Consider the following 21,212-nt stretch of genomic DNA (forward strand, 5'->3'; position numbering starts at 1 on the left):
GATCCTTTAAGGTGAGGCGGGCGCAAGGCCCGCCGGCAATTCATTCAGGGGCAGCAGCGCCTGCTTGGGGTCCGGCATGGCCTGCAGCGCGTCCAGCGTGACCGCGCCCGCCAGCCCGAAGGGGCCGACCTGGGTACGGCGCAGCGCCACCAGGTGCGCATGGCAGCCCAGCGCGCGCCCGATATCCTGGGCCAGGGTGCGCAGATAGGTGCCCTTGCTGCACGACACATCGATCTCCGCGGTCATGCCGTCGCAGGACAGCAGTTCCACGCGGTACAACGTCACCTGCCGGGCCTCGCGCTCGATCTCCACGCCGGCCCGCGCGTACTCGTACAAGGGCTTGCCGTCGCGCTTGAGCGCGGAGTACATCGGCGGGACCTGGCTGATGGTGCCCTGGAAACGTGACAGCACATCGCGCAAGGCGGATTCCTCCACACCGGCGAAGCCTTCCGGCGCACGCGCCACGACGTTGCCGGTCAGGTCGCCGGAGTCGGTTTCCTCGCCGAAGCGCAGTGTCGCGCGATAGCCCTTGTCCGCGCCCAGCATGGTATTGCACAGCTTGGTGCCCTTGCCCATGCAGCACACCAGCAGGCCGGTGGCGAAAGGATCCAGCGTGCCGGTATGCCCCGCCTTGGCGGCATCCAGCGTACGCCGGGCGCGCTGCAAGGCATGATTGCTGGACAAGCCTTCGGGCTTGTCCAGCAACAGGACACCGTCGAGCATCAGCCCGCGTCGTTTGGCCATCGTCTTATCCGAAAAAAAACGCCGAGACGACAGCCCTCAGGACTGCTCTTCCGGTTCGTCGGGGTCGGCCCGGTAGGAACCGGGCTGGTTCGCACGATCGATCAAGCGCGACATTTCAATCCCGCGCGCCACCTGCTCGTCATGCACGAAGCGCAGTGTCGGTACGGTATGGATGTGCAGCATGCGATACAGCTGGGAATGCAGCCAACCGGCCTTCTCGTTCAGCACGCCTTCGGCCACGCCCGGTTCGCCGCCCAGCACGGTGAAGTACACCTTGGCGTGGGCGTAGTCGGGCGATAGCTCGACGCCGGACAGCGTGATCAGCCCGGCCCGCGCGACGTCGATTTCGCGCTGGATCAGGCCGGCCAGGTCCTTCTGGATCTGGTCGGCCAGCCGCAGGTTGCGGCCGGGGATCGCTTTGGTTTTATGACGGCTCATGCACTGGACACGCGATGCTTACAGCGAACGCGCGATTTCCTTGATCTCGAAGACTTCCAGCTGGTCGCCCACCTGGATGTCGTTGTTGCCACGCAGCGTCAGGCCGCAATCGAAACCGGCCTTGACCTCGCGGACGTCGTCCTTGAAGCGGCGCAGCGAATCCAGATGGCCGGTCCAGCTGACGACGTTGTTGCGCAACAACCGTACCTGGGAGTCGCGGCGGACCACACCGTCCAGCACCATGCAGCCGGCGATGTTGCCCACGCGCGAAACGGTGTAGATCTCGCGGATTTCCACCAGGCCGATGATCTCTTCGCGCTTTTCCGGCGCCAGCATGCCCGACATCGCCGCCTTAACCTCATCCACGGCGTCGTAGATGATGTTGTAGTAGCGCAGATCGATGCCGTTGCCTTCCGCCAGTTTCTTGGCGCTCTGGTCGGCACGGACGTTGAAGCCGATGACCACCGCGTTGGAGGCGATCGCCAGGTTGACGTCGCTTTCCGAGATACCGCCCACCGCGGCATGCACGACCTGCACGCGCACTTCTTCGGTGGAGAGCTTCTGGAGCGCGGCGACCAGGGCTTCCTGCGAACCCTGCACGTCGGTCTTGACGATAAGGGCCAGGGTCTGGGTGCCTTCGCCCATGTTGTCGAACATAGATTCCAGCTTGGCGGCCTGCTGGCGGGCCAGCTTGACGTCGCGGAACTTGCCCTGGCGGAACAGCGCGATTTCGCGCGCCTTGCGTTCGTCGGTCAGCACCATCAGTTCGTCGCCGGCGGCCGGCACATCCGTCAAACCCTGGATTTCCACGGGAATGGAAGGACCGGCGCTCTGCACCTGCTTGCCGTTTTCGTCCAGCATGGCGCGCACGCGGCCGAAGCTGGCGCCAGCCAGCACGACGTCGCCACGCTTCAGCGTCCCGCTCTGCACCAGGATGGTGGCCACCGGACCGCGGCCCTTGTCCAGCCGGGCTTCGATGACCAGGCCCTTGGCATGGGCGTTCACGGGCGCCTTGAGCTCGAGGATTTCGGCTTGCAGCAGCACGTTTTCCAGCAGGTCGTCGATGCCCGCGCCGGTCTTGGCCGACACGTTCACGAAAGGTACGTCGCCGCCGTATTCTTCCGGCACGACTTCCTCGGCGACCAGTTCCTGCTTGACGCGCTCGGGGTTGGCGTCCGGCTTATCGATCTTGTTCACCGCCACGACCAGCGGCACGCCGGCCGCCTTGGCATGGTGGATGGCTTCGCGCGTCTGCGGCATCACGCCGTCGTCCGCCGCCACCACCAGGATGACGATATCGGTCGCCTTGGCGCCGCGCGCACGCATGGCGGTGAACGCCTCGTGGCCCGGGGTATCCAGGAAGGTGACCATGCCGCGATCGGTTTCGACGTGATACGCGCCGATGTGCTGCGTAATGCCGCCGGCTTCGCCCGCGGCGACCTTGGCGCGGCGGATGTAGTCCAGCAGCGAGGTCTTGCCGTGGTCGACGTGGCCCATGACGGTGACGACCGGCGCGCGCGGCAGGAGTTCGGCGTCCTCGCCTTCGGGCGCGGTTTCGTCCAGGAAGGCTTCCGGATCGTCCAGCTTGGCGGCAATGGCCTTGTGGCCCAGTTCCTCGACCACGATCATGGCCGTTTCCTGGTCCAGGACCTGGTTGATGGTGACCATCTGGCCGAGCTTCATCAATTGCTTGATGACTTCGGCGGCCTTGACCGACATCTTGTGGGCCAGATCGGCGACCGTAATGGTCTCGGGGACGTGGACTTCGCGCGCGATGAATTCCTGCGGCGCCTGTTCCACTACCCCGCCGCGGCGGTCGGACTGCTGATTGCGGCCGCCACGACCGCCCGTCTTGCCACCGGCCTTGCCGCCCGCGCGCCAGCCGTCGCGGGTGGGAGCGCCGCCACCCGGCTTGTCGGCCGGCTTCTTGCGCGCGCTGTCGTCGGTCCACGTGGACGAGACTTCCGCGGTCTTGATGGTCTTCTTGCCGCCGGCGCCGACGGTGGGCTTGGCGTCCTTCTTGACAGGCCCGCCGGGCTTGGCGGCGGGCTTGTGCAGCGTGCCCGACAGGGCGGCGTTGGGGGCCGGCTGTTCGGGCTCGGGCGCGCGCAGCACCTTGCGCGGACGGTTCAGCATCTCGCGCAGGGCAGCGGCTTCGGCCTCTGCCTGGCGGCGCGCCTCGTCACGCTGGGCGGCACTCATCGTTTGCGCCGGCGAAGCGGCCGGCGGCGGTCCGCGCCGTGCGTCGCCCGCGCGCGGGCCCTTGGACACGGACGGCTTGGGCGGCACGGGCGTACCCGGGCGGGGACGGATGTCCTGGCTGGCGGGCGTCGGCGCGGCCGGCGACTTCGATGCGACGGGACTTTCGGTTTCCGGCTTTTCGGAAACCGCTGCGATATCTGGCGTGTTCACGGGCTCTTGCGGGACAGCTTCGACCGGCGGCTCGGCGGCGGGGCCGGCGGCGGGTGCCACGGGTGCCTCGTGTTCGGGTTCCGGCTGGATAGGTTCGGTTGTGGCGCGCGCTTCCTGCGCCGGCGCGTCTTGCGGCTCGGCGGCGGGCTCGGTGCGCGGCACGGATGGCGCGGCTTGCGCGGCGGGCGCGGGCGCGGGCGCCGGCTCGGCGGGCTCGGCCGAAGGCGCGGCAGGCTGCGGGGCTTCGGCGGGCGCGGGCGTTGCCGCCGGCGCGGCTGCGGCGGGCGCGGGGGCACCCGATGCGGCGGCGCCGGACGTCGTGGCGGCCGGCTCGGCGGCAGCCTGTGGCGCAGGCGCGACGGCAGGAGCCGTATCGGCGACGGGTTGCGTGGCCGGGGCAGGCGCCGCGGGTTTTTCGGCGGGCTCGGCCTGGGCACGGGCGGCGGCGGCTTCCGCGGCCAGTTCCGCGGGATCGCGCTTGACGAAAACGCGCTTCTTGCGCACTTCGACCTGGATCGTGCGGGAACGGCCCGTGGCATCCGCTTGGCGGATCTCGGACGTCTGGCGACGCGTCAGGGTGATCTTCTTGCCCTCGGCGGCCCCGCCATGCGCGCGGCGCAGCGAGTCGAGCAATTTCGCCTTGTCGCTGTCGGTGACGGCATCGTCCACCGATTTGAGGTCAACACCTGCCGAGCGCAGCTGGTCCAGCAGCACATTGGCAGGCATTTTCAGCTCGGTAGCGAACTGGGCGACGGTATTGCTCGACATTAGGCTTTCTTCCTGTGTACGGCGATATAACAATATGACTAGCGCAATCCAATAAAACAAGTTCGAGAAGACCCCTTATGGGGCCCTCTCCGCCTAAATACTATTTTTCCTCGTCGAACCAGTGCGCGCGAGCCCTCATGATGAGCTCGCTGGCCTGGTTTTCGTCGAGACCCGAGATCTCGGCCAGCTCGTCGGTGGAGAGCTCGGCCAGGTCATCCCGGGTGTGCACCTTGCGCTCGGACAGGCGCGCGGCCAGTTCGGGCGTCATGCCTTCGAGTTCGAGCAAGTCCTGCGCCGTTTCAAGGCGCTCTTCCTGGGCGATGGCTTCGGTCAGGAGCGCGTTGCGGGCACGGGTGCGCAACTCGTTGATCGTGTCTTCGTCGAAGGCTTCGATTTCCAGCAATTCCTGCATGGGAACGTAGGCGATTTCTTCCAGCCCCGTGAAGCCCTCGTCGATCAGGATATCGGCGACTTCTTCGTCCACGTCCAGCTTGCTCATGAAGGTGCCGCGCAAGGCCGAACGTTCGACTTCCTGGCGGTTCTGGCTTTCCTCCGGCGTCATGATGTTGATCTGCCAGCCGGTCAGCTCGGAAGCCAGGCGGACGTTCTGCCCCTTGGCGCCGATGGCCTTGGGCAGGTTTTCCTCGTCCACCACCACGTCCATGGCGTGCTTGTCTTCGTCGACGACGATGGATTCCACATTCGCCGGCGCCAGGGCGCCGATCACGAATTGGGCGGGATCTTCCGACCACAGCACGATGTCGACCTGTTCGCCGCCCAGCTCGTTGCGCACGGCGGTGACGCGGGAACCCCGCATGCCGACACACGTGCCGATGGGGTCGATGCGCTTGTCGTAGGCGATGACGGCGATCTTGGCGCGCACGCCGGGATCGCGCGCAGCGGCCTTGATCTCGAGCAGGCCCTGTTCGATTTCGGGCACTTCGTTCTCGAAGAGCTGGCGGATGAACTCCGGCGACGTACGCGACAGGATCACCTGCTGGCCGCGGGCCGCGTGGTCGATGCGCAGCACGAAGGCGCGCACGCGGTCCCCGACCCGCAGGTTTTCCTTGGGGATCATTTCCGAGCGCGGCAGGCGGGCTTCGATCTTGCCGGTTTCAATGATGGCGTCGCCCTTGTCCATGCGCTTGACCGTGCCGGACACGATGGTTTCGCCGCGCTCCAGGAAGTCGTTCAGCACCTGCTCGCGCTCCGCGTCGCGGATCTTCTGCAGGATCGCCTGCTTGGCGGCCTGCGCGCCGATACGGCCGAACTCGATGGGCTCCAGCGGTTCTTCGATGTATTCGCCGACCTGGATGTTGGGGACGAGCTCGCGAGCGTCGGAATACATTTCCTGCTTGTCCGGTTCCTGCAGGCCCGCTTCGTCGGGAACGACCAGCCAGCGGCGGAAGCCTTCGTGGCCGCCGCTTTCGCGATCGATGGAAACACGGATGTCCGCGTCTTCCTTGAAGCGCTTTTTCATGGCCGAAGCCAGCGCACTTTCCAGCGCTCCGAACACCACTTCGCGCGACACGTTCTTTTCGCGCGCCAGGGCGTCGACCAACAGAAGAATTTCGCGACTCATCGCTTTTTGCCCTTGAAATCCAGGACCGGATCCAGCTTGGCGCGCTCGACTTCGTCGAACGTGAAGTTCACCACCTGAATATCGTCCTTCTTTGCCTCAAATTCCACGCCGAAAACCGCCTTGCCCGGGTCCTGGGCCGGCTCGGCGGCCGCAACCAGTATGCCGGTGAATACCTTGCGGTTTTCCACGGCCTGACGCAGCCTGACCTCGACCCGTTGGCCGGCGAAACGATGGAAATCGGCCTCGCTGCGCAGCGGGCGATCCACGCCGGGCGAACCGACCTCCAATCGCTTGTAATCGATATTCTCGACCTCGTAGACGCGCGACAACTGGCGCGAGACCTGTTCGCAGTCTTCGATGCGCACGCCTTCCGGGCGGTCTATCGTGACGCGCAATAGGCCAAGCGCCGCCCGTTCGACGTCGACAAGCTCGACGTCCATCCCGGACAGCGCCTCTTGGGTCAATGCGAATAAATCTGCCATATGCTCGAAAAAAATGGGCTGTCAGCCCAGCCCATTATTATCACGCGGCAAAGCGCGCTCCAGGCCGGACCCCCAGCCGCGGAACGCGCGCATTCGCGCCATGTTCGGTTTTGCCGGGGCCCTGCTCCAGGGCCCGCGGGCGCCGCCCCGGGGTGTTCCCCCGGCGTTGCCACACTGTTGCCCCCAGCCGCAGAGACGCCCACGAAAACCATCGATATTACCATAGAACCGCCAAAATTGCCTGACACGTCCAGGGCTTACGTATTGGGGGCCGGACCTGGCGCGGGCCGCGCCGGAACCGGCGGAGACGGCCGATACAAGCGCGGGCCTAGCGGGACCCGCGCCCGCGGACGCCAATCACGCCCAGGCGGGATTCGTGGGCCGCGGCGCCGCGAGGTTGCCAATCGTCGCCCCGTCCACCGCCGCCACCGCCGCCGCCCCCACGAGGCCCCTTGGCATTGCCGCCGCCGCGCTTCTTGCCCGGCGCGGCGCCCTTGCCGGGACGGGCGCGCTGGGGCCCTTTGCCCGGCGCGCCGGCGACGGCCTGCGGACCTTGTCCGCCTGGCCCCTGGCCACCGGTCCGGACGGCATTGGCGCCCCCCGGCTTGCCCTTGCGCGGCGACTTGCCGCGCGGCACGTGCTGCCCGCCCGGCTGGCCCTGCCCCTGTCCTTGACCTTGACCTTGCCCCGGCGCGGCGCGCTTGCCGGGCCCGCGCCGCTGGCCCTGGCCCTTGCCGCCCTTGCCCGGGCCGTCGTTGCCCAGGGGATGGCCGTTGGCATATCCGCCGGTGATCAGCAGGCCGGTACCGAAGGGATCGGAGGGATACGACATACCGCCCGCGCCGCCCTTGCCGGGGCGGCCGCCTTGCAGTTTGCCGCGGCGCCCGATGCGCGCCCCATTCATGCCGTTGTTCTGCAGCGTGCCGAAGCCCGGGGGCAGCGCGCTATCGTGCGACTGCGGCTGCTTCGGACGGCGTCCGCCGTCGTCATCGTCGCGCAGCAGGCCCAGCTGGACCATCAACGCGGTGACCAGGTTCGGATCCAGCTCTTCCCAGCGGCCGCGCCGCAGATTGCGCGGCAGGACGATATCGCCGAACCGCGTGCGGATCAGGCGGCTGACCGTGACGCCGATCGCCTCGAACATGCGCCGCACCTCGCGGTTGCGTCCTTCCTGCAGCGTGACGCGGTACCAGCGGTTGCTGCCTTCGCCGCCCAGGTAATCCAGCGCGCCGAAGGCCGCCTTGCCGTCTTCCAGCTCGATGCCTTCCACCAGCGACGTGCGCTGGGCGGCGTCCATTTCACCCAACACGCGTACGGCGTATTCGCGCTCGGTGCCGTACCGCGGGTGCATGATGCGGTTGGCCATATCGCCCGAAGTGGTGAAGATCAGCAGCCCTTCGGTGTTCAGGTCGAGACGGCCGACCGACAGCCACTTGCCGGTGCGCAGTTTGGGCAGGCGCGCGAATACACTGGCGCGGCCGCCGGGATCGTCATGGCTGACGATCTCGCCGGCGGGCTTGTGGTACAGGATGACGCGCGGCGGCTTGCGTGTATTCACGCGCGTGATGAGCTTGCCATTGACCCGCACCTGGTCGCCTCCGGCGACCCGCTGGCCGATGTGCGCCGGCTCGCCGTTGACGGAAACCCGGCCGGCGATGATCAACTCTTCCATTTCGCGGCGCGAACCGATGCCCGCGTCCGCCAGCACCTTGTGCAGCTTGGGCATCACCGCCTCGCTGTTCAGGTACTTGTTCAGGCGCTGCTCCATGCGCGCCGTCTTTTCCAGATAGGCGAGCGCCTGTTCGGCTTCGCGCTCCCCGCCGGGGGACATGGCCTCGGGGTCGATCGCCGGCGCGTTTTGCGGCGCCGCGCCTTGCGCACCGGCTTCGGCGGGCGTGGCGCCTTCGGCGCCCGTCACGGCGTCGCCGCGACGGCGGCGGAACGGCGTCCGCAACTTGCGGCCGCGGCCACGATTTCCGGATGCGGGAGCCTCGCCGTCCGCGGAGACGGCCGCTTCGCCGCCGGCACGGGAGGCGTCCTGGTCCGGGGCGACATCCAGGCCGCGTTGGCCCTGTGCCTGGACACGTTCGTCCTGCGGCTGGACGTCCCCAGGCGCCGCGCCGGCTGCAAGGTGATCCGCCAGCGCGGTCTCGGCCGGCAGGGCGGCCCGGGTGCCCCGGGTCCGGCCGCGCGGGCCCGCCGCGCGAGCCGGACGGGCCTGGGCGGGCTGGCCGGCGGCATCGCCCGCATCGCGGGAGGGCTCGGACACGCCAGCGGCTTCCATGGCCTTGCCGGTAACGGCAGGCGCGCCGCCGGCATCCGCCGCGGCCCGACCGTACGGCATGCCGCCGGTGTGGCCTTCATCATTGGAACCGGCGGCGGAACCCGCGGACGCGTCCGCACCAACCATGGCGGTTTCAGGCGTTTCCGCCGATTTACGCTTGCGCGCGCGCTTCACGGGCGCGGCCGGCGTCGATGCGTCAGGGGGCGCCGCGTCTTGCATGGCCGGCAGCTGCGCCGGCGCGGCAGCCGCGCCCTGCCCCTCGAGCCCCAGCGGCAAGGCGCCCTGCGCCTGCGCCCGCGGCGTGCGCGGCTTGCGCGCACGGGCGCGCGGCGACGGGGCGTCGCCCGGCATCGCTTCCGCCGCCACGGCCGGGGCCGTGTCCGTGGCCATTACGTGCGACGCGGAAGGCGCGCCAGCCGCCGGAATAGTGGCCTCGGTACGCGGATCGACCGCCTGCGCGGAGGCTGGCGTGCCGGATTGCGCGTCAGCCGACGACGCGGCGGCCGACGACGCGGCGGCCTCGGCCTTGGCGCGGGGCTGGCGCTTGGCGCGCGGACGCGGCGCCGGCTTGCCGCCGCCCTCGTCCGCCGCCGGCGCGGGAGAATCGACGCGCGACACCCCTGCCGTTTCACGCGGTTCCATGACATCGTCCTGCACGTTCTTATTGATACTCACTGGGACTACTCCAGAATTCATTCTTTACGAGGCGCGCCGGGCGCGTCTTCTTCATCGTCGTTATCGGTTTGTCCGGGTACCTCGGGCGTCTCGCCCGGTGCGGGCGGCGCGATCTCCGGTGCTGGCTCCGCCGGATCGATTTCGGGCGTCCCGCCCGGCGGCTCGATCTCGGGATGCTGCCCGGGCGGGCTGATTTCAGGGCGATGACCACCGGGTTCGATGGTGTCGCGCCGGGGCGCCGGGATCTCCGGCTTTTCAGGGGTGGGGCCGGTCGCGGCCTGGATCCCACCCTGGGGCGTATCCAGCGCGTCGACCGCGTCGCGGACCGCCGGATCCGTCGGATCGCCCGCTTCGGTTTCGGCTTCGGCTTCGGTTTCCGCACCAGTTCCAGTACCGCTGAGTTCCGTCTCGCCGGGCTCGGCATCGGCGGCCTGCGCGCCATCGACCTGCCCGTCGGCATCCGGATCGGAAGCCGCGGCGTCGGTGTCGTGGGCTTGGACATCCGCCCCGTCCACATGGTTCTCGGCTTCAGCGGTCCTGAGGAGCTGGATTTCGGCGGGCACGCCGTCGATACCGGCCGCGATGCCATTGGCCACCTGCCCGCCCTGCGCTTCGGCGCCCGCGCCGTCACCCTGCCCATCGGCAGCGGCGTCAGCTGTCTGCACCGGGTCGCTGCCGTCCACGTCCCCTTCCGGTTGGCCGCCATCCGCGCCGGCGCCGCCGCCCGTCAGATCCAGTCCCTCCAGCGCCGCCATCGCTCCGCCCGCTTCCAGCGGCGGCAGCTCATCGAGCGCACGCAAGCCCAGATCGTCGAGAAACTGCCGCGTCGTGCCGAACAAGGCGGGACGGCCCGGGGCGTCGCGATGGCCGATGACTTCGATCCAGCCGCGGTCCTCCAGCGTCTTGACGATCTGCGAGGAGACCGTGACACCGCGGATATCTTCGATGTCGCCGCGCGTGACGGGCTGGCGCCACGCCACGATGGCCAAGGTTTCCAGTACCGCGCGCGAATACTTCGGCGGTTTTTCCGGATTCAGCCGTTCCAGATAACGCTGCATGGAAGGACGGCTCTGGAAACGCCAGCCTCCGGCCAGCGACACCAGCTCCAGGCCACGATCCTGCCACGCCGCCTGCAAGCCCTGGAGCAGCGTGTCCAGACGATCATTGTCGATATCGTCGTCATCCGAAAACAATTTGCGCAGTTCGGCGCGCGGCATGGGCTGCGGCGCACAGAGCAGTGCCGTTTCGATCACCAGTATTGCCTCGCTATCGTTCATCGATATGTTCAATTTCTCGTGGGAAGTGATGCCTTCGACTTGCCAAGGCTGAAAAACTGAAGTAATATTTCTTTCTCCAGACGCGGGGTGGAGCAGTCTGGCAGCTCGTCGGGCTCATAACCCGAAGGTCGTAGGTTCAAATCCTGCCCCCGCAACCAAACAGCATGCAGATCAGGCTTGGCGAATTCGCCAAGCCTTTTTTGTTTTGCGGCGGCTGTACGTGACGAAGACAGCGGCGACAAAGACAGCAGCGGCAAAGACAGCGGCGATACGGACGAGGTCGACGACGACAAAGGCAGCGCGGCCAAAGACCGCGACACGCGCGCCAGCGCCGCGCGCCCGATCTTGGCTCCTGCCCCTGCCCCATAGACGCCTGGCCGTCCAAAGCCATCGCCATCGCCATCGCCATCGCCATCGCGCCGATCGGCATCCGCATCGCATCGATCGCGATAAGCCATCGCGGTTTTCCGGCTCGCCATGCGCGAGATGCCCTGCCATACGGCGCACGCCGTCACGACACCCACACGCGCCTGTGCGAAAGCAGCCGCGGACCGCGGCTTGGAACAGAAAATCGCTTGCAAATAAACCTCGGCCTATAAGGCTGGTTTGCGATACCCATGCGGCGCCGAGGCATGCTTGAGCAACCACGAACCGCGAATGCCGAAAAGGAACGATATGGCAATGGACGACAGGCGGACAGTATCCGCGCACCCCTGGTCTGGCTGGGGATACCCGGCGCGGCGCCGATGAATATTGAACTGAGCCGTCCGGCATTACCCCGGATTATCGGAGCGTCTTTTTATTGCCGTTCTACCTGCGCGTCGACGGAAAAAGATGGAAGCGGGCTGCGAAATGCGCGAACCACCATGCGAACCACCTGAAACGGCCTATCCGGGGCATGCCCTTTGTCTGGCCGCCCGTAATCAAGCCGAACCGCCTGCAGGAACCTACAAATTATACCCACATTAACGGTTTCATAGGGAGAAAAATCCCGGCCCCAGATGGTGTCGCACCCGCCTGTCCAGCTGTGCCGCGTCGATCCCGCGAGCGATGAAGACCAGCCTGGGCTCCGCGTCGTCGCCGGGCCATGCCCGCAGCGGCACGACGGGGTAAAGCTGGTCGTGCACGCCGTGCACGGCGCTCGGCGCGCCGTCGCCCTCGAAACGGACCAGGCCTTTCATGCGCAACAGCGACGCGCCGAGTTCCGCTTGCAGCGCCGACATCCCGCGCACGAAGCGCGCGCGGGGGACGGTGGGCGGCAGGATCAGCGTGGCCACGGCCACGTCGTGGGATGCCCGACCCGCCAGGCCGGCGCCTCGTCCGTTGGTCGCATACCCCCCCAGCCAGGGCGTACCCGCCGGCGCCACCCCGCGCCGCCCGCGGTATAGCGTTTCGGCCAGCAAGCCGGCGGGCAAGGGGCCGTCCCGGTCCAGGACATGCAGCCCCGCGATCGGATTGATGCCCGCGATCGCCACGCGCGCGCCTTCGAGTTCGCTGGCGGACGCCAGGTCGGCCTTGCTGACGGCGACTTCGTCGGCCAGGGCCAATTGCTGGACGGCCTCCGGCTCGGTCGCGATCTGCCCCGCCACGCGCTGCGCATCCGCGACGGCGATGGTGCCGTCATAGACGTAGCGCTCCGCCAGGAAGGGTTCGTGACGCAGCGTGAACAGGATGGGCGCGGGACTGGCCAGCCCGCTGGTCTCGACCAGGACATGCCGGAAGGGCTGGATCGCGCGACGGACCGCCAGCAGGAAAAGGTCGCGCAGCGTGTCGGCCACGCCGCCGCGCACCATGCAGCAGATGCAACCGCCCTCCACCACGCGCACGGTATCGCTGACGTGGCGCACCAGATGGTGGTCGACGCCGATCTGGCCGAACTCATTGATGACCACGGCCGAGCGCGCGAAGCGCGGCTCGCGCACCATGCGGTTGAGCAAGGTGGTCTTGCCGCTGCCCAGGAAGCCCGTCAGGACCGTGACGCCGATGCGGGCGTCCGCGGAGGTGCCGGATGCCGTCAAGGGCAGACCGCGACCGCATTCAGCTCGATCAGCGCGCCGTAGTGCAGCGCGGTGGTCGGCACGACCGTACGGGCCGGGCGCGCGCTGCCCATGACGGCTTCGTACACGGCATTCACCTGGCCCCACAGCGATACGTCGGGAATGAAGATCTGCACGCTGACCAGGTGCTCCATCGTGGTGCCCGCGGCATCCAGGATGGCGCGCAGGTTCTCCAGGCACTGCCGGGCCTGGGCGGCGATGCCATCGGGCATGACGCGTTGCGCGCCGGGCGGAAAAGGCAGCTGCCCCGACACGAATACAAAACCGTTGGCCTTGATGGCTTGCGAGTAGTGGCCCGCGGGCAGCGGCGCGCCCGTGGTTTCGATACGTTCGATCATGGTCGATGGATGGTCCGGATGCATGAAGGCGAACGGCCATCATACCGGCTTCGACCGGCCCGGGGCAGCCGGCCCGCGACGGTTCCGCCATCGCGATCCGAGATGGTGGTTTTCCGAAAAACCACGCCGGGGCCATGCCGCAACATGCATCATTACTCGCCGTCGATGCCCAGGCACCGGCGAGAAGAAACCAAGAAGGAGACAACCATGAAAACCCTGCTGGCGGCCGCCCTGGGCGCCGCCATGATCGTATGCGCGAGCGCGCCGGCGCGATCCGCGACGCCCCCCGAAAAGAAAGCGCTGAAGATAGGCGCGGCCTCCACCGGTATCACGTATCTGCCGGCCATCATCGCGAAGCAATTGGGCTACTTCCGCGACGAAGGCCTGGACGTGACCATCGCGGCCTTCTCCGGCGGCTCCAAGGCGCTGGAGGCCATGATAGGGGGCAGCACCGACATGACGGCCGGCGCCTATTCGAACACGCTGACCATGGCGGCAAAAGGCCAGAAACTGGTCACCATCGCGGCCCAGGTGGTCTGCCCGGGCTGGGTGTTCGGCACATCCCGGAAAAATTTCGACAAGGTCAAATCGCCCGCCGACCTGAAGGGTATGCGCGTGGGCGTCAGCGCGCCGGGTTCCAGCACCCATATGGTGGTCAACTACATCCTGCACAAGGCCGGGTTGAAGCCGGATGACGTATCGATCATAGGCGTGGGCCAGGCCGCCGGTGCCGTGGCGGCCGTGCGCGCCGGGCAGATCGACGCGCTCATCGTCAACGATCCGGTGGCGACCGTGCTGGTGGATGGGGGCGATCTCAAGCCTTTGGCCGAAATGCGCACGGCCGACGGCAACAAGCAGGTCTTCGGCGCCGACTATCCCGAGTCCAGCATCTACGCGACACGGTCCTTCGTGGAGAAGAACCCGCGCACGGTACAGGCCGTCGCCAATGCCATCGTCCGCGCCGAGCACTGGATGGCCAAGGCCACGCCCCAGCAAGTCGTGGACACGGTGCCGGCCGAATACGTGGTCGGCGACAAGAGCCTGTACGCCAAATCCTTCGAGAACAGCCGCCGCTGCCTGTCGGCCGACGGGATGATCAGCGACGCCGGCGCGCGCACCGTGCAGGATGTGCTGGCCGCGTTCGACCCCTCCATCGGCGCCGCCCACATCGATCTGGCGGCCACGTACGACAACCGCTATGTGAAGAAGGCTGGAGAAACGGTGCAATGAGAGGTGCCATGCTGCGCAGTATCGACCCACCCGCGCTCGGGGATCCCTCCCCGCGGGCACACGACCGGACGGACGCGGCGCGGGAAGCGCTGCGGTTCGACGGCGTGACCTGCACCTTCGCCAGCAACGAGGGCCGCGGACAGACCTATACCGCCGTGCGCGATGTCGACCTGGCGATCCGCGATGGCGAATTCGTGTCCGTGGTGGGCCCCACGGGCTGCGGCAAGTCCACGCTGCTGAATGTGGCTGCGGGGCTGATGCGGCCCTCCAGCGGGACCTTGAGCGTCTTCGGCAAGCCCTTGACCCAAGGCCTGAACAAGGATGCCTCGTACCTGTTCCAGGTCGATGCGCTGATGCCGTGGAAGACCGCGGAAGACAACATCGCGGCGGGCCTGATCTTCCATGGCATGCCCAAGCCCCAGGCGCTGGACTCGGCGCGCCAGTGGCTGGAGCGCGTGGGGCTGGCCGGCCACGGCAAGAAGTATCCGCACCAGATGTCCGGCGGCATGCGCAAGCGTGCCGGCCTGGCCCAGGCCCTGGTGCTGAACCCCCGCATCCTGCTGATGGACGAACCGTTCAGCGCCCTGGATATCCAGACCCGCCACCTGATGGAGGACGAGCTGCTGCGCCTGTGGTCGGCCGACCGCAAGTCGGTGATTTTCGTCACGCACGATCTGGAAGAAGCGATATCGCTGTCGGACCGCGTGATCGTGTTGTCCGCGGGGCCGGGCACCCGCCCCATCGCCGAATTCGAGATCGACCTGGAACGGCCGCGCGAAGTCGCGGAAATCCGCATGACACAGCGCTTCCTGCAGCTGCATACCGAAATATGGGAAGTGCTCAGAGGGGAGGTATTGAAAAGCTATGCCAGCGCTCGTTCTTGATCCGCGCAACCGCCTGCTGGTCCTGGTCACGCGCCTGCTGCTGCTGGCGGGGGCGGTGTTCCTGTGGTGGCTGGGGACCAGCCAGCAGTGGCTGTCCACGTTTTTCTTCGGCGACCCCGTCGGGGTGGCGGTACGCATCGTCACCTGGTTCACCAGCGGGTCGATCTTCATCCACCTGTACACCACGCTGATCGAAACGCTGCTGGCGTTCGTCATCGGCACCGTGCTGGGCCTGGCCTGCGGCTTGTGGCTGGCGCTGAATCCCTTCCTGGCGGTGGTCACGGACCCGTTCATCAAGGCCTTCAACTCCATGCCGCGCCTGATCTTCGCGCCCATTTTCGCCCTGTGGTTCGGGCTGGGCATCTGGTCCAAGATCGCGCTGGGCGTCACGCTGGTGTTCTTCGTGGTGTTCTTCAACGTGTTCCAGGGCGTGCGCGAAGTCAGTCCGGCGGTGCTGTCCAACACCCGCATGCTGGGCGCGAGCTCGCGCCAGCTGATGCGGCATGTCTACATGCCGTCGGCCATGAGCTGGGTGTTCTCCAGCCTGCACAACGCCGTGGGCATCGCCTTCGTGGGCAGCGTGGTGGGCGAGTACCTGGGCTCCGAAAAAGGTGTGGGCTATCTGATCCTGCTGGCCGAAGGCGTGTTCGACATCAATTCCGTGATCGCCGGCATCCTGCTGCTGACCGTCTTCGCGCTGGTGCTGGACACCGCCGTGTCGCTGTTCGAGGACCACTTCATGCGCTGGCGGCCGGTGGCCGGCCAGACGGTGGCGGCCAACGCCTGAGAGTTCTTCCATCCACGAGCAAACAAAGGAAACGCATCTTGCAAACGAATGCCATCCATCTGAACGGCCGCGTGGCCGTGGTCACCGGCGGCGCCCAGGGCATCGGCCTGACGGTGGTGCGCCGCTTCCTGGAATCCGGCGCGCGCGTGGCGATATGGGACGTCAACGCCGATGCACTGGCAAAGGTGAAAAAGGAGCTGGGTGGCGCGGGCCATGACGTGCACACCGAGCATGTCGATATCGCCGACTACGCCAGCGTGGAAGCCGGCGTGGCGGGCACCCTGCGCGCGCTGGGCAAGCTGGAAATCCTGATCAACAACGCGGCCATCGTGGGCCCCAACACCACCCTGGCCGAGTATCCGCTGGACCAGTGGCGCAAGGTCATCGACGTCGACGTCAACGGCACCTTCTATTGCTGCCGCGCCGTCGCCCCCATCATGGTGGCGCAGAAGTACGGCCGCATCGTGAATGTGGCCTCCATCGCCGGCAAGGAAGGCAATCCCAACGCGGCGGCGTATAGCTCGGCCAAGGCGGCGGTGATCGCCATGACCAAGTCGCTGGGCAAGGAACTGGCCGCCCACGATATCGCCGTCAACTGCGTGACCCCGGCCGTGGCCCGCACGCCCGGCGCCATGGAGCAGCAGTCGCCGGAGCATATCGCCTACATGCTCAGCCGCATTCCGCGCGGCCGCTTCCTGGAGCTGCATGAGGCCGCCGCGATGATCGCCTGGCTGTCCAGCGAAGAGAACTCCTTCACCACGGGCGCCGTCTTCGACCTGTCCGGCGGACGCGCGACGTATTGAAGGCCGACCCCAGCGAGACTACCCGCGACCCTCGCGGCCCCCAGGGACCCGGCTATCCGGCGCGAGCGGGTGAACGCATCGGCGTCCGGCGCCCCGACACGGTCCGCCGCCGACACGGTCTGCCGCCGGGACGGTCCACTGCCCGAGGCGGTCCCGCGGCCCAGCCGTGACGTCCTTGCCTTGCCGCCTGCCGGAGCGCGTGCCGCCCGGCGGGCCTTTGCATCCGCCCTTTCCATCCGTAAACAAGGGAGTTGAAGTATGAAGTTGCTACGCTACGGCGCCAGGGGCCAGGAAAAGCCCGGACTGCTGGACGCCCAGGGCCGCATACGCGATTTGTCCGGCCACATCGCCGACATCGGCGGGGCCGCGCTGCTGCCCGAGACCCTGGCCCGCCTGAGGGCCGTCGACCCGGCCAGCCTGCCGCTGGTCCCCGGCACGCCGCGCCTGGGACCCTGCGTGACGGGCACCGGCAAGTTCATCTGCATCGGGCTGAACTATTCGGACCATGCGGCCGAAACCGGCGCCACCGTGCCGCCGGAGCCCATCATTTTCATGAAGGCGACCAGCGCCATCACGGGGCCCGGCGACCCCATCGAAATCCCGCGCGGCGCCGAGAAAACCGATTGGGAAGTGGAGCTGGGCGTGGTCATCGGCAAGCCGGCCAAGTACGTCGCGGAACGCGACGCCATGGCGCATGTGGCGGGCTATTGCCTGATCAATGATGTGTCCGAACGGGCCTTCCAGGCCGAGCGCCAGGGCCAGTGGACCAAGGGCAAGTCGGCCGACACGTTCGGCCCCATCGGGCCCTGGCTGGTGACGCCCGACGAGATCGCCGACCCGCAGGCGCTGCCGATGTGGCTGGAAGTCAACGGCCACCGCTACCAGAACGGCAGTACCGCGACCATGGTGTACGGCGTGCGCTATCTGGTGTCCTACCTGTCGCAGTTCATGTCGCTGCAACCCGGCGACATTATTTCGACCGGCACGCCGCCCGGCGTGGGCCTGGGGCAGAACCCCCAGGTCTACCTGAAGGCCGGCGATGTCGTGACCCTGGGTATCGAGGGCCTGGGCACGCAGCGCCAGGACGTGGTCCAAGGCTGAAGAACGAGATGGCGGGACGCGGACACGGGTCCGCCGCCCGCGCCCCAAGGAGGAGAACACCATGACCATGCGTTTCGCCGCGGCGTCGCTTTCCCTGGCATTGCTGGCCGGCGCGCCGGCGGCCACGCGGGCACAGGGCACGCCCGAAAAACCCAAACTGCACCTGGCCGCCGCCGGTGTCGGTTTCCCCTACCTGCCCTTCGTGATCGCCAGCAGCCGCGGCTACTTCAAGCAGGCGGGGCTGGATGTCGACATCGGCGTGTACAGCGGCGGCGCCAAGGCCCTGCAGGCCCTGATGGGCGGCAGCGCGGACTTCGTGGCGGGCGCGTATTCCAACACCATCACCATGGCCGTCAAGGGCCAGAAGCTGGTGTCCTTCGCGATCCAGGCGAACTGCCCCGGCTTCGTCTTCGGGGTGACCAAGGCCAGCCGCGACAAGATCAAGTCCTATGCCGACCTGAAGGGCAAGCGCATCGGCGTCAGCTCCCCGGGCTCCAGCTTCCATATGGGCGTGAACTACCTGCTGAGCCGCGCCGGCGTGAAGCCCGACGAAGTCTCCATCATCGGCGTGGGCTCCTCGTCCGGCGCCGTTGCCGCCGCGCGCAGCGGGCAGGTGGACGCCATGATGTCCAACGATCCTGTCGCGACCATCCTGCAGGATAGCGGCGACCTGTTCCCGCTGGCGGCGATGCGCAGCCCGCAATCCACGCAGCAGACGCTGGGCGGCAATTATCCGGAGGCGGCCATCTATTCCACCAAGGATTTCATCGACAAGAACCCCCATACCGTGCAGGCCATCACGACCGCGATCGTGCGCGCCGAGCAATGGCTGGCCCAGGCGACGCCCGAGCAGGTGGCCGCCGCCGTGCCGCCCGAGTATGCGCTGGCCGACAAAGAGGTATTCGCCCAGGCGTTCACCAACATGCGCGCCTGCCTGTCACGGGACGGCGTCATGACGGACGAGGCCGCCCGCACGGTGCGCAACGTCCTGGCCGCTTTCGACCCCGCCATCGCGCAGGCGAAGATCGATCTGGACGCGACTTACACCAATCGTTTCGTGCAGCAGGTGCCCAGGCAGTGATGAAGACGGATAAAACGATGGCGGACTTCACGGTCATGGCAAGCGGGCTTCTGTTCCCGGAGGGCCCGGTGGCGTGCGACGACGGCTCGGTGGTGCTGGTGGAAATCCAGCGCGAAACCATCAGCCGCGTCACGCCGGATGGCGGCGTGGAAGTATTGATCCAGACCGGGGGCGGCCCCAACGGGCTGGCCCGGGGGCCGGACGGCGCGTACTACATCGCGAATAACGGCGGCTTCCTGTTCCAGACCATCGCCGGCTACAACCGCACGCGGGCCGGCGTGCATCCCGCCTATACCAGCGGACGCATCGAGCGGTACGACGCGAGCACCGGCGAACTGCGCACGCTGTACGACCGCTGCGGCGATGCGCCGCTGTGCGGCCCCAACGATCTGGTGTTCGACAGCCAGGGCGGCTTTTACTTCACCGACTTCGGCAAGAACCGCAAGCGCGATCGCGACCACGCCGGCCTGTACTACGCGCGGGCCGACGGATCGTCGATCGTGGAGGTCGCCTACCCCTTGACCACGGCCAATGGCGTGGGCCTGTCGCCGGACGAAACGGTGGTCTACGTATCGGAAACCGAAACGGGCCGCGTCTGGGCCTTCGACCTGGACGGCCCCGGCCGGCCGCGCAAGCATCCCTTTCCTTCGCCCCACGGCGGACGATTGATATGCACCTTGCCGGGTTACCAGCGCCTGGACAGCATGGCGATCGACGTGCACGGCAATATCTGCGTGGGGACATTGATCACCGGATGCATCACCGTCATCGCGCCCTCCGGCGAAATCCTGCGTCAAGTCATGCTGCCCGATCCCATGGTCACCAACATCTGCTTCGGCGGCCCGGACCGCAAGACGGCCTACATCACCTTGTCGGGCACCGGCCAGTTGGTGGCCATGCCCTGGCCCGATGCGGGGCTGCGCCTGCCCTACGGCTGAGCGGGCCGGCCGGGCGAACTCGGCGTACCGGCATCGCCATGTTCGCTCAGATGCCGGATCAGCAACTGCACGGGCGCCGGCAGGGACTCCGCGTCGCGCACGCAGATCTTCCAGTGCCGCATGGCCCAGTCCTCGTCCAGCGGGACGGCGACCAGGGGACCGGAAGACACATAGCGCGCCGCGTGGTGTTCCGAGACCAGCGCGATGCCCAACCGGGCCTCTACCATGCTGCGCGCGGGTTCGAAGCCGTTGACGCGGATGCGGAAGCGCAGCGGAAAGTCCAGGTCCGCCGCGGCGCGCAAGACCAGCGAATTCAGGTAACTGCCAGGTTGCGGACCGACCAGGTCATGCTCGGCGACCTGGCGGAACGTCAGCGTGCGCGCCTTCGCCAGTACGTGATCCGACGTCATGATCACGACCAGGCGATCGCTGTGATAGGGATAAACCCGCAGGCCCGGCACCAGCGCATTGCCGCCGAAGATGCCGATATCGGCGGCATTGTCCGCCACGGCGCGCACGACCTCCGGGCTGAGGCTTTCCTGCAGGTCGATACGCAAGGCGGGGTGCAGGGCGAGGAAATCGCGGATATCGTTGGCCAGGTATTGGACGATGGTCGACAGGCTGGCATGCAGCCGTATCTGCCCGCGCAGGCCTTCCGCGTGATCGAACAACTCGCTTTCCATCTGCGCCAGGTCGCGCAGGATGACGCGCGCATGGTTCAGCAGCGAGTGCGCCGCCGGCGTCAGCTCCAGGCCTTTGTTGCTGCGCAGGAACAGCGGCGTCTTGAGCATGTCCTCCATCTGGGAGATGCGCTTGCTTACCGCGGACGGCGCGATGCTCTCGGCATCCGCCGCCCGCGAAATATTCAGGTGTTCGCAGACCGCCACGAACAGCTTGAGCGACAGCAGGTCGAAACGCATCAGCCTCCTCCAACGCCAGGGCATGCCGGCCCTGGCGCACCGTCGGGGTGCCGGGCTTGGCCTGGTCCTTGTTTACATGCGGCGGTATCGTGAAGGCGGCGGCGTACCCTGGCGGCGGCCGGGCCCCGCACCGGCGACGGCGGCCCGCCGCATGCGCGTCAGCACTATACAACGGTCGCGCGCCCTTCCGCCCACGCTGGCCGCGCTCAGGCACGCCGCGACAGGCCTTGAAAGAACCGGCGGCCAGCCCGCATCCATCCGGTCGCCTCGGGGTAGCCACACCATGAGCGGACAGGACGGCGACGTCGACACGGTCTTACCGACAACAGCGCCATCCCGGCGCACTGCTCCCGGCCCGCAGGGGCTTTTTTCGGTGCATCGTTGGCGTTCGCGCGCGGCCGTTCAATGCTT

General features: G+C 67.5%; 18 protein-coding genes and 1 tRNA gene. 9 read left to right on the top strand and 10 right to left on the bottom strand.

All coding sequences use genetic code 11. The features are described from left to right. Positions 1-6: 6 nt before the first annotated feature. The 7 genes from truB to scpB all read right to left on the bottom strand — a co-directional run bounded on the left by truB (position 7) and on the right by scpB (position 10,668). Positions 7-744: a tRNA pseudouridine(55) synthase TruB gene (gene truB, locus BAU06_RS17450; protein ID WP_066352878.1), complete on the bottom strand. Its 738-nt coding sequence runs from the start codon at positions 742-744 to the stop codon at positions 7-9. Between the two features lie 36 nt (positions 745-780). Beyond that, entirely contained in the window at positions 781-1,182 is a 402-nt protein-coding gene (gene rbfA / locus BAU06_RS17455; RefSeq protein ID WP_066352893.1) for a 30S ribosome-binding factor RbfA, read from the bottom strand. An 18-nt stretch (positions 1,183-1,200) separates the two neighbouring features. Further along, positions 1,201-4,362, bottom strand: coding sequence for a translation initiation factor IF-2 (gene infB, locus BAU06_RS17460; RefSeq protein ID WP_066352896.1), 3,162 nt, complete (start codon positions 4,360-4,362; stop codon positions 1,201-1,203). A gap of 100 nt (positions 4,363-4,462) precedes the next feature. Then, positions 4,463-5,944, bottom strand: coding sequence for a transcription termination factor NusA (nusA, locus tag BAU06_RS17465; RefSeq protein ID WP_066352901.1), 1,482 nt, complete (start codon positions 5,942-5,944; stop codon positions 4,463-4,465). Beyond that, positions 5,941-6,426, bottom strand: a complete 486-nt coding sequence (rimP, locus tag BAU06_RS17470; protein WP_066352906.1) for a ribosome maturation factor RimP — start codon at positions 6,424-6,426, stop codon at positions 5,941-5,943. The genes nusA and rimP overlap by 4 nt, the downstream gene beginning before the upstream one ends. A 328-nt stretch (positions 6,427-6,754) precedes the next feature. Continuing rightward, positions 6,755-8,485, bottom strand: coding sequence for a 23S rRNA pseudouridine(2605) synthase RluB (rluB, locus tag BAU06_RS17475; protein WP_066359278.1), 1,731 nt, complete (start codon positions 8,483-8,485; stop codon positions 6,755-6,757). A gap of 917 nt (positions 8,486-9,402) precedes the next feature. Next, positions 9,403-10,668, bottom strand: a complete 1,266-nt coding sequence (gene scpB, locus BAU06_RS17480) for an SMC-Scp complex subunit ScpB (protein WP_156770409.1) — start codon at positions 10,666-10,668, stop codon at positions 9,403-9,405. A gap of 75 nt (positions 10,669-10,743) precedes the next feature. Here scpB and BAU06_RS17485 point away from each other — a divergent pair. Both BAU06_RS17485 and BAU06_RS26685 read left to right on the top strand, forming a co-directional pair. Further along, a tRNA-Met gene (locus BAU06_RS17485) sits at positions 10,744-10,820 on the top strand. A 19-nt stretch (positions 10,821-10,839) separates the two neighbouring features. Further along, entirely contained in the window at positions 10,840-11,031 is a 192-nt protein-coding gene (locus BAU06_RS26685; RefSeq protein WP_156770261.1) for a hypothetical protein, read from the top strand. Between the two features lie 605 nt (positions 11,032-11,636). Here the strand turns inward: BAU06_RS26685 and BAU06_RS17490 are convergent. Continuing rightward, positions 11,637-12,680 carry a CobW family GTP-binding protein gene (locus tag BAU06_RS17490; protein WP_066352922.1) on the bottom strand — a complete coding sequence of 348 codons (1,044 nt, stop codon included), beginning with the start codon at positions 12,678-12,680 and terminating at the stop codon, positions 11,637-11,639. Then, entirely contained in the window at positions 12,677-13,057 is a 381-nt protein-coding gene (locus tag BAU06_RS17495; RefSeq protein WP_156770262.1) for a RidA family protein, read from the bottom strand. The genes BAU06_RS17490 and BAU06_RS17495 overlap by 4 nt, the downstream gene beginning before the upstream one ends. A gap of 207 nt (positions 13,058-13,264) precedes the next feature. On the opposite strand from BAU06_RS17495, the gene BAU06_RS17500 reads away from it, so the two are divergent. From BAU06_RS17500 to BAU06_RS17530, 7 genes are all read left to right on the top strand, one after another. Beyond that, positions 13,265-14,287 (top strand): ABC transporter substrate-binding protein, encoded by a 1,023-nt coding sequence (locus BAU06_RS17500; protein WP_066352930.1) that lies wholly within the window; start codon positions 13,265-13,267, stop codon positions 14,285-14,287. 8 nt (positions 14,288-14,295) lie between these two features. Next, entirely contained in the window at positions 14,296-15,171 is an 876-nt protein-coding gene (locus BAU06_RS17505) for an ABC transporter ATP-binding protein (RefSeq protein ID WP_156770263.1), read from the top strand. Next, positions 15,152-15,958: an ABC transporter permease gene (locus tag BAU06_RS17510; protein WP_066352932.1), complete on the top strand. Its 807-nt coding sequence runs from the start codon at positions 15,152-15,154 to the stop codon at positions 15,956-15,958. The genes BAU06_RS17505 and BAU06_RS17510 overlap by 20 nt, the downstream gene beginning before the upstream one ends. A gap of 38 nt (positions 15,959-15,996) precedes the next feature. After that, complete coding sequence (locus tag BAU06_RS17515) at positions 15,997-16,761, top strand: SDR family NAD(P)-dependent oxidoreductase (protein ID WP_066352934.1); 765 nt, start codon at positions 15,997-15,999, stop codon at positions 16,759-16,761. Between the two features lie 258 nt (positions 16,762-17,019). Next, positions 17,020-17,862 (top strand): fumarylacetoacetate hydrolase family protein, encoded by an 843-nt coding sequence (locus tag BAU06_RS17520; RefSeq protein ID WP_066352937.1) that lies wholly within the window; start codon positions 17,020-17,022, stop codon positions 17,860-17,862. A 61-nt stretch (positions 17,863-17,923) separates the two neighbouring features. Further along, positions 17,924-18,943: an ABC transporter substrate-binding protein gene (locus BAU06_RS17525; protein WP_066352940.1), complete on the top strand. Its 1,020-nt coding sequence runs from the start codon at positions 17,924-17,926 to the stop codon at positions 18,941-18,943. Then, the gene (locus BAU06_RS17530) at positions 18,943-19,881 is read left to right on the top strand and encodes an SMP-30/gluconolactonase/LRE family protein (RefSeq protein ID WP_231933897.1); all 939 of its coding nucleotides are present in this window, start codon (positions 18,943-18,945) and stop codon (positions 19,879-19,881) included. Before BAU06_RS17525 ends, BAU06_RS17530 begins: the two co-directional genes overlap by 1 nt. Here the strand turns inward: BAU06_RS17530 and BAU06_RS17535 are convergent. Beyond that, entirely contained in the window at positions 19,872-20,801 is a 930-nt protein-coding gene (locus tag BAU06_RS17535; RefSeq protein ID WP_066352942.1) for a LysR family transcriptional regulator, read from the bottom strand. The genes BAU06_RS17530 and BAU06_RS17535 overlap by 10 nt on opposite strands. Positions 20,802-21,212 lie beyond the last annotated feature (411 nt).

It is taken from the genome of Bordetella bronchialis (assembly GCF_001676705.1).
GTDB lineage: Bacteria > Pseudomonadota > Gammaproteobacteria > Burkholderiales > Burkholderiaceae_B > Bordetella_C > Bordetella_C bronchialis.

Bases quoted from the DNA above. Each gene is read 5' to 3' on its own strand.
- BAU06_RS17520 (WP_066352937.1), top strand. From the start codon at position 17,020: ATGAAGTTGCTACGCTACGGCGCCAGGGGCCAGGAAAAGCCCGGACTG.
- truB (WP_066352878.1), bottom strand. From the start codon at position 744: ATGGCCAAACGACGCGGGCTGATGCTCGACGGTGTCCTGTTGCTGGAC.
- infB (WP_066352896.1), bottom strand. From the start codon at position 4,362: ATGTCGAGCAATACCGTCGCCCAGTTCGCTACCGAGCTGAAAATGCCT.
- BAU06_RS17500 (WP_066352930.1), top strand. From the start codon at position 13,265: ATGAAAACCCTGCTGGCGGCCGCCCTGGGCGCCGCCATGATCGTATGC.
- rbfA (WP_066352893.1), bottom strand. From the start codon at position 1,182: ATGAGCCGTCATAAAACCAAAGCGATCCCCGGCCGCAACCTGCGGCTG.
- BAU06_RS17535 (WP_066352942.1), bottom strand. From the start codon at position 20,801: ATGCGTTTCGACCTGCTGTCGCTCAAGCTGTTCGTGGCGGTCTGCGAA.
- BAU06_RS17525 (WP_066352940.1), top strand. From the start codon at position 17,924: ATGACCATGCGTTTCGCCGCGGCGTCGCTTTCCCTGGCATTGCTGGCC.
- BAU06_RS17510 (WP_066352932.1), top strand. From the start codon at position 15,152: ATGCCAGCGCTCGTTCTTGATCCGCGCAACCGCCTGCTGGTCCTGGTC.
- BAU06_RS17495 (WP_156770262.1), bottom strand. From the start codon at position 13,057: ATGATCGAACGTATCGAAACCACGGGCGCGCCGCTGCCCGCGGGCCAC.
- nusA (WP_066352901.1), bottom strand. From the start codon at position 5,944: ATGAGTCGCGAAATTCTTCTGTTGGTCGACGCCCTGGCGCGCGAAAAG.
- BAU06_RS17505 (WP_156770263.1), top strand. From the start codon at position 14,296: ATGCTGCGCAGTATCGACCCACCCGCGCTCGGGGATCCCTCCCCGCGG.
- rimP (WP_066352906.1), bottom strand. From the start codon at position 6,426: ATGGCAGATTTATTCGCATTGACCCAAGAGGCGCTGTCCGGGATGGAC.
- BAU06_RS17530 (WP_231933897.1), top strand. From the start codon at position 18,943: ATGAAGACGGATAAAACGATGGCGGACTTCACGGTCATGGCAAGCGGG.